The 12,033-nt window shown below is 46.2% G+C and carries 10 protein-coding genes; 8 read left to right on the top strand and 2 right to left on the bottom strand.

What is annotated here, in order from left to right:
• Positions 1-443 precede the first annotated feature (443 nt).
• Complete coding sequence (locus ACQSGY_RS04580) at positions 444-899, top strand: SRPBCC family protein (RefSeq protein WP_427050845.1); 456 nt, start codon at positions 444-446, stop codon at positions 897-899.
• Positions 900-910: 11 nt separating this feature from the next.
• On the opposite strand, the gene ACQSGY_RS04575 is transcribed toward ACQSGY_RS04580, so the two are convergent.
• Positions 911-1,057 (bottom strand): hypothetical protein, encoded by a 147-nt coding sequence (locus ACQSGY_RS04575; protein WP_427050844.1) that lies wholly within the window; start codon positions 1,055-1,057, stop codon positions 911-913.
• Between the two features lie 308 nt (positions 1,058-1,365).
• On the opposite strand from ACQSGY_RS04575, the gene ACQSGY_RS04570 reads away from it, so the two are divergent.
• Positions 1,366-1,629, top strand: a complete 264-nt coding sequence (locus tag ACQSGY_RS04570) for a hypothetical protein (protein ID WP_427050843.1) — start codon at positions 1,366-1,368, stop codon at positions 1,627-1,629.
• Positions 1,630-1,889: 260 nt separating this feature from the next.
• Here ACQSGY_RS04570 and ACQSGY_RS04565 read toward each other — a convergent pair whose 3' ends face one another.
• Entirely contained in the window at positions 1,890-2,915 is a 1,026-nt protein-coding gene (locus ACQSGY_RS04565) for a LacI family DNA-binding transcriptional regulator (RefSeq protein WP_427050842.1), read from the bottom strand.
• Positions 2,916-3,284: 369 nt separating this feature from the next.
• On the opposite strand from ACQSGY_RS04565, the gene ACQSGY_RS04560 reads away from it, so the two are divergent.
• The 6 genes from ACQSGY_RS04560 (at position 3,285) to ACQSGY_RS04535 (ending at position 11,811) form a co-directional block, all read left to right on the top strand.
• The gene (locus ACQSGY_RS04560; RefSeq protein ID WP_427050841.1) at positions 3,285-4,334 is read left to right on the top strand and encodes a 2,3-butanediol dehydrogenase; all 1,050 of its coding nucleotides are present in this window, start codon (positions 3,285-3,287) and stop codon (positions 4,332-4,334) included.
• Positions 4,335-4,514: 180 nt separating this feature from the next.
• Positions 4,515-5,828 carry a hypothetical protein gene (locus ACQSGY_RS04555; RefSeq protein WP_427050840.1) on the top strand — a complete coding sequence of 438 codons (1,314 nt, stop codon included), beginning with the start codon at positions 4,515-4,517 and terminating at the stop codon, positions 5,826-5,828.
• A 394-nt stretch (positions 5,829-6,222) separates the two neighbouring features.
• Positions 6,223-7,326, top strand: coding sequence for an NADH:flavin oxidoreductase (locus ACQSGY_RS04550; protein WP_427050839.1), 1,104 nt, complete (start codon positions 6,223-6,225; stop codon positions 7,324-7,326).
• Between the two features lie 1,366 nt (positions 7,327-8,692).
• Positions 8,693-10,039: a beta-N-acetylhexosaminidase gene (gene nagZ / locus ACQSGY_RS04545; RefSeq protein ID WP_427050838.1), complete on the top strand. Its 1,347-nt coding sequence runs from the start codon at positions 8,693-8,695 to the stop codon at positions 10,037-10,039.
• Between the two features lie 78 nt (positions 10,040-10,117).
• On the top strand, positions 10,118-10,822 hold the full coding sequence (locus tag ACQSGY_RS04540) for a response regulator transcription factor (RefSeq protein ID WP_188592303.1): 705 nt from the start codon (positions 10,118-10,120) through the stop codon (positions 10,820-10,822).
• Positions 10,819-11,811: a sensor histidine kinase gene (locus ACQSGY_RS04535; protein ID WP_427050837.1), complete on the top strand. Its 993-nt coding sequence runs from the start codon at positions 10,819-10,821 to the stop codon at positions 11,809-11,811. The genes ACQSGY_RS04540 and ACQSGY_RS04535 overlap by 4 nt, the downstream gene beginning before the upstream one ends.
• Positions 11,812-12,033: the final 222 nt, after the last annotated feature.

Below are 12,033 nucleotides of genomic sequence, written 5' to 3'. Positions count from 1 at the left end.
TACCAGTACATTGAGTTCTATTACAACCGCAAGCGAATGCATGGTGCGCTAGGTTATCTTTCCCCTGCTCGTTTTGCGAAGAAATTTACGGACAAATCCGTAGCGTAGTGTCTACTTTCTTGACATAGGTCCATAGGTCCATGTGGCTCATTGAAACTAAACATCGAATGTGTCAGCGATTCCTAACGATTCCCAGAAGCCTTATTTGACCTGATTTGAGGTCGATGAAATTCTAACGAATCTCAGATGCACTATTTCAGGCGAAAACATGAAAAAACAGCGTTTTACACGGCAAAACAACAAAATAACGTTCCTGTGATTCGTTAGAATTCGGAAGCTGCCTTTTTCGGTGGAATAAGGTTTCCTGGGATCGTTACAATCAGGAGACCCGGCTCACATAAGCACAATCATGGAATAGACATGGAACAGAGGAGTGTTTGCGAATGATCGAAGTGACCACAGTGACCAGCATACATGCACCGATCGAACGCTGCTTCGATATCGCACGTGATATCGATGTACATACCCGAACGGTATGGAAGCATACGCAAGAACGAGCGATAGCTGGTGTCACCAGCGGCATGATTGGTCCTGGAGATACGGTGACCTTTGAGGCTGTGCATTTTGGAGTGAGGCAAACGTTAACCTCACGGATCACAGCGTATGATCGCCCTTATCTGTTTGTTGATCAGATGGAGAGGGGGGCGTTCAAGAGCATGCGTCATGAGCATCATTTCAGCGTGTGCGGGGAACAAGAGACTTGTATGAGAGACATACTGCGATTTGAGGCGCCGCTGGGAGTCCTCGGATGGGCTGTAGAACGCCTTATCCTGAAAAGATACATGCAGGCTTTTCTGGAAAGTCGCAATGAGAAGCTTAAATCAATGCTTGAGCGCTAAGTTGCATTGAATTATTGCGTTGCATAAGAGTAATATGCTTCATCGAAGTCATGCTTGCATCGAATCGTAGTAATGGACTGCATCGAAGTCATGCTTGTATCGAATTGCAGTAATGGACTTCTGCCTGCATCGCGTTGCATCAGAGTAATGGCCTCCATCGAAGTCTTTCTGATCGAATTGCAGTAGTGAACTCCATCAAAGTCATGCCTGCATCGAATCGCGCAGTAGTGGCTGCTTGAAGTCATGTCTGTACCGAAGTGAGTGTCTACATCAAGTAATTTACTTAGGTCTCAGCATGGCATCACAACCGAGCAATATACCACGTCTGGGCCTAATACTGTACTGGATAATTTCAGCTGTCCATACTAAGATTAAATTAACATTACCCGAAAACATAAATCAATATGGAAAAAATACAACCTTCCCGTCCTGTAAACGTATGAACCAAGAAAGGGGAGTGTGAAAAATGAAGCTTACCATGGATCGGATCTATCTGATAGGTTTTTACCTGCTGAGCATTTTGCTCATGACAAGAGGTCTTCACATCGTTGAATATTGTCTTATTAGCGGCGGCACGCTTGCTTTGATAGCCATAGCTACATCTTTGTTTCATACCAATCATTCCAAGATGGATTTATTTGTTAATAAGCTTCGAGTGGTTGGCAAAATAATGCTTGCAGCAGTGCTAACAGCTCTCCTGATTAAAGGCATTATATTTCTATCTAGTTGAAATGAAGATGATTATACGAAGACTTCGATTACAAAATAATGATAATAGCCCAATTTAATGCCCTCAATTAATAACTACATCTAACATCTAACTAACTCTATCTAACTCTATCTAACTCAATCAATCTAACTCAATTGTATTAAAAGCAGATATGGTAGAGTTATTCGGCGGAACATTAAATGCAATGCAAAAAAAAGGTGCTTGGTCAGGTCGCTGCACTGACTTGTTAGCACCTTTTTGCTTGGTATTGAAACGGGCCTTCAGCGTGATGAGGAGCGAATCATGGCTACGCTGGACTGGCGGACAATCAGGCGTGGTTCAAACTGAATGTGCTCATAATCCGTCGTACTCATCTCGCGAATGCGTTTGAGCAGCAACTCCGTGGCGAGCCGAGACACTTCTTCACCCATAATGGATACAGAGCTGATCTGAGGTGAGGAAACCGTCGTCCATTGATTGTTATCAACGCCCACCACAGCAACATCTTCGGGCACACGCACGCCCAGTTCCTTGAAGCGATTCACAAGCCCGATGGCAACCATATCATTAATGGCGTACACCGCATCCGGCATATGGGTTAACCCGTAGAAATAGTCGGCAGCACTTGCACCCGTAGCTAATGAGAAGTCTTCCCCGAAATAAACGAGCGAAATATCGACATGTCCCACAGCCTGCTCGTAAGCGCGATAGCGCTCCTCGATGATATCTTTAGGGGCACCGGCATAAGCAATCCGGGTTCGTCCAATTTTAAACAGATGCTCCATTACAAGCTTACCTTCAGGCTGTGACAAGGAGACGATGTCGGCCTGAATGCCTGGCTCCAGTTTTTTGCCATAGTTAATGATCGAGATCGGGATCGGAGCTTTGTTAATTAGTGCAGGTAACGTTTTTGGATAGGCCAGCGGCATGAAAATAAGACCGTCAACGTGCAGCTTTTTCACATTGCGTATCGTTTCAAGTTCGGTTCTTGCATTACCTGCAGTATTGATCTGCACAATGTGATAGCCGTGCTGCTTTGCAGTCTGCTCAACTGACCAGGAGATTTCAGGGATAATGGCATTGCGGATGTCGGGTACCACCAGTGCAATCTGATGGGTTTGCCGGATTTTCAGGCTCTGTGCAGAGGTATTGGGCACGAACCCCAGCTCTTCGATGGCCTGCATCACTTTATCTCGTGTTGCGCTGCTGATTCCTTCCGCATTGTTGATAGCCCGGGATACCGTTGCGATCCCTACACCGGCACGTTCAGCGACATCTTTAATCGTGATTTTCTGTTCTTTACTCACTTATAGTTGACCTCACTTCATCGGAAACGATTCCGTATTTTCGGCTTATGTATGTTTTGCAAGGTATGCATATAACTTGATTATACCATTGGTACACGGCATCAGCCCGCCTACAAAGCGAAAATGATGTAAGTTTATGCATTTTTATGTTTATTTTTCTAATAAATCATCAAAAATAAACGAAAATGCAAAGCAGAGTTAGCAATTAACGAGAAAATCAGCTTTAAATCAAGGTTTGATTCGTGCTTTTACTCACAGGATAGACACATCTACAGGGAAATTTGTTTGACAGCGTATCTCAAATGTGACATATTTAATTTACGGAAACGTTTCCGAATATGCTGAAAAATCATTTGGGAGATGAATTGAATGAAAGCATTGCGTTGGCATGGAGTTAAAGATTTGCGTCTGGAAAATATTGCTGAACCTCAGCCTGATCAAGGCCAGGTAAAAATAAAAGTGCAATGGTGCGGAATCTGTGGTAGCGATCTGCATGAATACACAGCTGGACCCATTTTTATTCCTGCTCAAGACCCACATCCGCTAACAGGGGAGAAAGCACCTATCGTTATGGGGCATGAGTTTTCTGGACAAATCGTTGAAGTGGGTGAAGGCGTAACCCGTTTTCAGGTCGGTGATCGTGTTGTTGTGGAGCCGATCTATGCATGTGGTCAGTGTGAAGCATGTAAGCAGGGCAGATACAATCTGTGTGACAAGATGGGATTTCTAGGCCTTGCCGGAGGCGGAGGCGGGTTTTCCGAATACGTAACCGCAGCGGAAAACATGGTACATCCCATTCCTGATTCAATCTCTTATGAGCAGGGAGCACTGGTGGAGCCTTCCGCAGTAGCTTTGCACGCCGTGCGTCAGAGCAAACTGAAAGTAGGCGATACTGCAGCGGTGTTCGGTGCAGGTCCGATCGGTCTGCTTGTTATTGAAGCACTGAAAGCGTCCGGGGCTTCGAATATTTATGTCGTGGAGCTGTCGAAGGAACGCAAAGCGAAAGCAGAGGAATTGGGAGCGATCGTGATTGATCCTACCGAATATAATGTTGTGGAAGAGATTCATCGGCGCACGCAAGGCGGGGTGAATGTGGCTTATGAAGTAACGGGTGTTCCACGCGTGCTGCAGCAGGCTGTTGATTCAACGCGAATTGGCGGCGAATTGATGATTGTAAGTATTTTTGAACAGGAAGCGCCAATTATGCCGAATTCTGTTGTCATGAAAGAACGCACAGTAAATGGAATTATCGGTTATCGTGATGTATTCCCGGCTGTAATCAGCTTGATGGAAAAAGGCTTCTTCCCGGCAGACAAGCTGGTGACTAAACGAATTGCTCTGGATGAGGTTGTGGAGCATGGCTTCGAAGCACTGCTCAAAGAGAAGAATCAAGTGAAAATTCTGGTTAAGGCAGAATAAGTCTTGAATTGCAAATAAAACCCTGGGTAGATACCTTCATCTTTAGATGAGAGTGTCTACTTTTTTTGCTGAAAAGGGCGAAATTTGTTGCAGTTTCATTACATTTTACATACTATAAAAAGATACAAAATGTATCGTTTCATATTAACGTGAGTCATCATGTTGGAGGAGGAAACGGACATGCAAAGCAAAGTAAGATGGACAGCCATTGCACTGGCTCTTGCCGCCGGGGCAGGTTGGATGTTTATGGGCAGTGCCAAGCACAAGACAGCCGCACCAGCAGCGGGGCCTGTGTCAAGCGAACAAGGCAAAGTTCATGTGTCAAGTGCACCATTACAATCGGCGGATGTGACGAACAAGCTGGAATTGCTCGACAGGCCTTTTAACAAGTCGCCTTATGCAAACAACGTCTGGGACATGCAGCTTTACAAAGGCCGGATCTATCTCGGTCATGGGAACAGCAGTAACTTAGGACCAGCGCAAAATGCGGGACCGATACCTGTCATATACTACGATGCGGCCAGCGCAGCATTTCAGACACAGACGGTGACAAACAGCAACCCCAGCATCCTGCCTCAGGCCAAGAAGTTTGTTGATGAAGAGCAGATCGATGTCTACAAAGTATTAAATGGCAAGCTGTATATTCCGGGCAATGATTCCGATGGCGAGAGCTGGGATTTTGGAAATTTCTATCGCCTGGATGGAGAGGTGTGGACCAAGTATCGCAATTTGCCATTAGGTGTGCATGTGTATGATATGGCGTATTACCAAGGCAAGCTTTTCGCCGCACTGGGGACCGAAAAAAAACCGATCGTACTGATCTCTCATGATGACGGAGAAAGCTGGCAGCAGTTTGCTACAGTTAAAGGCATGGGCGCCAGAGTGTATACGATGTTCCAAATCAACGGTAAATTATACGCTTCAACGATGATGTATCCTGCGAACAATATATGGGGTGACAAGGGATACCTGCTTGAGATTAACGAACGTTTGGAAAAGAGAGATGTGGTCGTCTACGGCAGTAAAATACTTCCAGGGCTGACGTACCAGCAGGGTACAACTCCGTATAACAAAATCGGCAAAAATGTTAATTTTAACGATAAACTCGTTTATATCGTAGGCAGCGTATTTAATGATTCTCAGATAATGCCTAAATCACTGAATGTGATGACAGATATCAATCAGGCGAGACGTGTCATGCTGCCTGATCCCAATGCGTTACCTACCGATCTGCTGGTGCGTGACGACAAGGTATATGTGCTCACGTATACAAGGAAGCAAAGCAGTCTCTATATAAGCCGTGTTTATCAAAGCAGTGATTTGAACACATGGAATGAAATTTTACGATTTACCCAGGACACGTACGCCAAGTCATTCGAAGAGTATGGTGGAGATTTTTATTTTGGACTCGGCACTGACCCGGACGTTCTGTCTCCTTCTTCAGGAAAGCTGCTGCGGGTAAAGCGCGAGAATATTCCTGTAAACTCGAATTAAGCAGAAGCAAGATTGTGGATTAGTATGGATAGTGGATTATGGAGTAGCATGGATTAAAAGATTATGGATTGTATGGATTAGAAGATTATGGATTATATATTATGCTGCACCCACTTTATTGGTGACCACGAAAGGAGCTGGTTATGTTCCTTCTATGCAAGGCATTTTGCGGCATTCGGGCTATTCAACAGCGGCTTGTACAGGGCTGTTCTTTTTTTTGTCTAAACTTGTACGTGAGAAATTTGTTTGAAAATAAAAATAAGAATCTATAAAATGGATAAAGAGCAAGATTCATGACAGTCCACAGGCGTATGACAGCTGTATTCATCCGAAGCATGTCACATCTCAAGGTAAGTGAGAAAAGTATACTTTCCATAGCAAAGGAGACTAAATCATGAATGTACCTTCAGCTTTATTCAAACCATTCACGTCCGACAAGCTTACCTTGCCTAACCGAATCGTTATGGCACCAATGACACGCGGATTTTCACCGAACGGTGTGCCTGGGCCCGAAGTGGCCGACTATTATCGTCGCAGAGCGGCGGGTGGTGTGGGATTAATTATTACGGAGGGCACGGGCATTAATCATGCTTCCTCCGTCAGCGGGGAGAGCATTCCGCTGTTCCATGGCGAACAGTCTTTACAAGGCTGGGCTAATGTGGTCAAGGCTGTGCATGAGGCTGGCGGCAAAATTATGCCACAGCTGTGGCATGTCGGTACGGCACGGCGCGCTGGAGATTTGCCCAATCCAGACGCTCATCCTGTAAGTCCTTCGGGTGTCAGCATGGCGGGTGAAGCAGCATATGAGCCATTAACCGAGGAAGAGATTCAGGAGCTGGTTCAGGCTTATGCTCAGGCAGCGGCCGAGGCCAAACGAATCGGATTTGACGGCATTGAGCTGCATGGTGCGCACGGATATTTGATTGATCAATTTTTCTGGGGACAGACCAATCGAAGAACGGATAAATATGGTGGGGATCTGGTCAGCCGGACACGGTTTGCGGTCGAGGTTATCGAGGCATGCCGTGCTGCAGTGGGACCTGATTTTCCGATTGTGCTTCGTTTCTCCCAGTGGAAAATGGGTAGTTACGAGGCCCGTCTCGTCGAGTCACCGGCAGAGCTGGAGCAATTTCTGCAGCCGCTCAGTGAGGCGGGGGTAGATATATTCCACTGTTCTACACGGCGCTTCTGGCTGCCGGAATTCGAGGGCTCGAATCTTAACCTTGCAGGCTGGACCCGTAAAATCACTGGAAAACCTGCCATCTCCGTAGGTTCTGTAGGACTTGAAGCAGAGTTCGTGGAGCGGACGGCCGAGAACAAAGGGACTGGAGATGCACATCTCGATGAATTAAATGAGAAGCTGGAGCATGGGGAGTTTGACCTGATCGCGCTGGGACGTGTGCTGCTCAGTGATCCGGAATGGCCGCTCAAAGTGAAGCAAGGACGCACCTCGGATATTATTCCTTTCACGAATGAAGCATTAACGAGACTGTACTAGGGCATGTCTGAAAATGCTGAGGAATGCAATACTTGCAGTATTTTCGTTCCGATCCAAGCCAGGAAGTTTACGGCAGGCGTGGCGTGTGCGTCAAGGGAAATTGATGCAGCGGGGGCGAAAAGGCGGCAGAAAATGCACGCAGTAGGTTTCACAACACCCTCTAAATAACTAAATAAAACGGGAATTCCTCCCGGATAAGTTTACCCGATAAGTCACGTCAGTTTTGTAAAGTTGGTGTGGAGAGGGGCGTTTTTAGGGAAGCTAAGCTCTAACGATCTCAGGAAACCTTATTTGGCTGTTTTTGCCCGAATTTAAAATGTAACGATTCTGAGCGACGCTATTTGGTCAAATTTCGCTGATTTGGAGTCGAAATCGTCATTTCATGGAGGAATAAGGTCACTGGGAATCGTTAGAATTCAGGAGCCACCGTTTATTTAAAGAAATGTATTAATAATTTCATCATATGAAAAATTCATAATAGTAATACCGCATAATAATAAACAGATTTTTCATAATGAATGCCTAAATGAAAGTCTAAAAGAATATCTAAATGAATGTTTAAATAAACGCCTAAATAAACGCCTAAATAAATGTCTAAATAAATGTCTAAATGAATGCCTAAATGAATGCATCATACGAGTGCCTAGTGAATGTACAATGAATGTTGGCCATTAGAAGAATGTCGTAAGAACGTATCCATAAATAGCATGTATGATATGGGAACGAAAGCCGCCGTCAGGCGGTTTTTTGCTGTAGCTATAAATATGAACGAACCTTTTCCATGCAAAAATGAACGAAACTCGTTCACTATGTAGGCGAACAGACCTCACTCGATGCAATTTTTCGATTCAGAATATCCTACGCTCAAGGTCTCAATTCAGCTTAAACCATGCTCCAACTATTCTAGAACGTGCATTGAAGCCTGCTGAAGTGTATCTTTTACCGCCTTTTCGCTCCCTGCTGCGTCACTTTCACTTGATGTGTTCCGGCACGCCTGCGGAAAAGTTCCTGGCTTGGAACGAAAATTCAGCAAAATTGGCTTCCTTCAGCATTTTCAGACACACCCTAGAATTGATCCCCAAATTATCATTAGATTTCAGACATCGCACACTAAAAATAAATATTTCAACATATGAAAAATTCACAATAGAAAACTACTTCCTCCGCTTGCACGTTCCATATCCAAGTTTTGTTTGCGCCCGCATCGTTTAAACAACGAAAAGTATCACACCTCCATGCCCAAAGATACAATTATTTTCGTACCGTACACCTATTTTGAAAATCATTCACCTTATGGTAAGGTTAGCCCTGAACCACTCTAAGGGTATTTAATGAACTTACAAGTGATAAGAGGAGGCCAATATCCTTGAACAAGCATACAAGCAGAGCACAACATACAAACCGGATTTTAAAACGAATGCAGATGATGTGTCTGCTCGTAATTATCATTACGCTGTTAGCAGCGTGTGGTCAGACTGCGAAACCTTCTCCTGCCGGGAGCAGTAACGGCGGCGCAACGACAAGTCCGAATACAGCTTCTTCTGGAAACGATACGGCCGCGCCTCAGGAGGGAGCGCAGGGAGGTTCCCAGGATGAAGCGCAGGAAGAAGCAGACCCGGTGAAGAAGCAGCTTGAGCAGTTAAGTCTGGAAGAAAAGGTGGGCCAGATGATTCTGGCGGGTGTGCAGGGCACAACGATGGATGTACAAGCCAAACAGATGATTACAGATCAGAAGGTAGGCGGCATTATTTTCTATGCGAGCAATGTGACCACGCTGCAAGGCACCGCGGCATTTGTGCAATCGATCAAACAGGCGAATCAATCCAACCCGGTACCCATCCTGATGAGTGTGGATCAAGAAGGCGGCAAGGTGAGCCGTATGCCGGACACGGTTGAATCCATTCCTTCCAACCGCAAAGTAGGCAAAACCAATGATCCTGCCCTTGCGGAGCAGATGGGTGCATTGCTGGCGAGACAGATCAAGCTAGCCGGATTTAATGTTGATTTTGCTCCTGTGCTCGATATTAACAGCAATCCCCAAAATCCGGTGATTGGCGACCGCTCCTTTGGTACAACCGCCGATCTGGTTACTCGCATGGGACTGGCAGAAATGAAGGGACTGCGGCAGGAAGGCATCATACCAGTCGTTAAGCATTTCCCCGGTCATGGTGATACGTCTGTGGATTCCCATCTGGACCTGCCTGTGGTGAACAAAACGGAGAAGCAGCTTGCAAAACTGGAATGGATTCCGTTCCAGGCCGCTGTGAAGGAGCAGGCGGAAGCGGTTATGGTTGCGCATATTTTGTTTCCAAAGCTGGACCCGGACTATCCGGCATCCCTGTCGAGTGTAATCATCGGAGAACATCTGCGCGGAAAGTTCAACTATAAAGGTGTAGTGATTACAGATGATCTGAGTATGGGTGCCATTGCGAAAAATTATCCGTTAGAAAAGGCTACGATTGCAACCGTTCAGGCGGGAAGTGATATTTTGCTGGTGGCTCATAGCTATGAAAGTGCCAAGACGATTTTTGATACGTTGATCAGTGCAGTGAAGTCAGGCAAAATCAAGGAATCGCGTATTGATGAAAGTGTATATCGTATTCTCACATTAAAACAGCAGTACAAGTTGTCTGATGATCAGCAGGCGGCCGGAGACGTTAAGCAGTTAAATGCAGATATTCGAAGCTGGCGCAAACAGCTCGATGCCCGTTGAGTGATCCTGTGTTATGATTTGGCTAGTAAATAGAGCAAAATGAGCTGTCATAACAGATTAGAGGAGAGAGCGTTTTCTATGTATACCATCATGATCATAGAGGATGATCCCAAGATTGCGGGTCTACTGAAGTCACATATTGAACGTTACGGAGATCGGGCTGTATTTGTAGAAGATTTCGAACAGGTTATGGAACAGTTCAAACAAATTCAGCCTCACGTTGTACTGTTGGATATCAACCTGCCAAGCTACGACGGGTTCTACTGGTGCAGGCAGATTCGTACCTTGTCGACATGCCCGATTCTGTTTATTTCCGCGAGAAGCGGCAAGATGGATCAGGTTATGGCTCTGGAGAACGGAGCTGATGATTACATTACCAAGCCGTTCGAGCATGAAATTGTAATCGCCAAGATTCGCAGTCAGCTCCGGCGCGTGTATGGAGATTATGCGGTGCGTGATGAAGAGCGCAAGGTTGAACTGCACGGGCTGGTGGTCTACCTGGAGAGACTGGAGATGGAGCTTGGGCATGAGAAGGTGCAGCTGACCAAAAAGGAAACGGTTCTATTGGAAACACTGATGCGACGAAGCCCCAAGCTGGTGAGCCGGGAAACCATTCTGGAGAAACTCTGGGATGATTCCTTTGTGGATGACAACACACTCAGCGTAAATATTACACGTGTACGAAAGCGCCTTGCCGAGCTTGGCATTACCGATGCACTGGAAACGGTGAGGGGTTCCGGATACAGGCTGATCCATAACTGGAAGGCGGCATCGCCATCATGAAGCTGTTTGTGCGGGAACATCTTGCCTTGACATGCTGGATTATGGTGATGATGCTAACGGTGGTTGCCGTTTTCTGGTACGATGGCTACGATCATTGGAGAACGGCCTTATATGCAGTGAGTCTCGGTTTCTTCTGGTATGTCGGTTATCTTGTGTATCGTTATTTGTCTCATCGTGCCTTCTATGCCCGAATGACACGGCCTGTGAATTCGCTGGACGAATTGGTAGCCCTGCATGAATCCGTTCCGCTGTCCGTCGCGCTGGAGAAGCTGCTGGATTCACAATATGGGCAGTATCATGCTCATCTGAACCGGTTGGAACATAAGCAGCAGGAGTATCTTACATTTATGAACCAATGGGTTCATCAGATGAAAACGCCTCTATCCGTTATTGAACTGACTGTAGAGGAGCAGGATGATGATGATGCCCGTTTTCGCAGCATTCAGGAGGAAGCGGATCAGATGCGCCGAGGGCTGGAGACGGTGCTCTATGTAGCCAGGCTGGATACGTTTGAGCAGGATTTCAGTGTCGAGCCTGTTGTATTGCGAACGGTGGGGGAAGAAGCAATCCATGAGCTGAAACGATTTTTCATTCGCAACCATGTCTATCCGGAGATCCGGATGGATGCATCATTGGTTGTGCAGTCCGACGCCAAGTGGCTTCGTTTTGTGCTGGTGCAGCTGCTCGCTAATGCGATTAAATATTCGGCAGGCAGCCGGAAGAAGGTGCATCTTCGCGCGTATGCAGCAGATCGCTCTATCGTGCTGGAGGTTCAGGATTATGGCATAGGCATCCCCAAATCAGACCTGAACCGGGTGTTCCGCCCTTTTTTCACTGGCGAGAATGGACGACATTTCAAGGAATCTACTGGTATGGGTCTGTATATTGCCAAAGAAGTGCTGACACGTATGAATCATCAGATCGAGCTGGAATCGGTGTATCGCGAAGGTACAACGGTGCGGATTATATTTTCTTATGACAAAGGATGAACTCGAAAGGACGTCTTCGGCTATGCCGGGTGAAGGCGTCTTTGTTGTGCTTGTGGTCGTCAGCTTGTTGTCATGGGATTCAGTCCAACCTTACAACATTGTCATGTTGGTGAAAGGTTAAGCCATAGGAGAATGAACCGGGCATCAGGTAAACTGGAGTCAGAAGTTGTGGTGAACCCCATTGAAATATGAGCGAATACGAGAAGGGTAGTCACCAGAAGC

This window comes from Paenibacillus sp. TC-CSREp1 (assembly GCF_050171015.1).
Lineage (GTDB): Bacteria > Bacillota > Bacilli > Paenibacillales > Paenibacillaceae > Paenibacillus > Paenibacillus silvae.
Note: the sequence above shows the minus strand (reverse complement) of the source record. Positions and strands in the feature narration are given on the sequence as shown.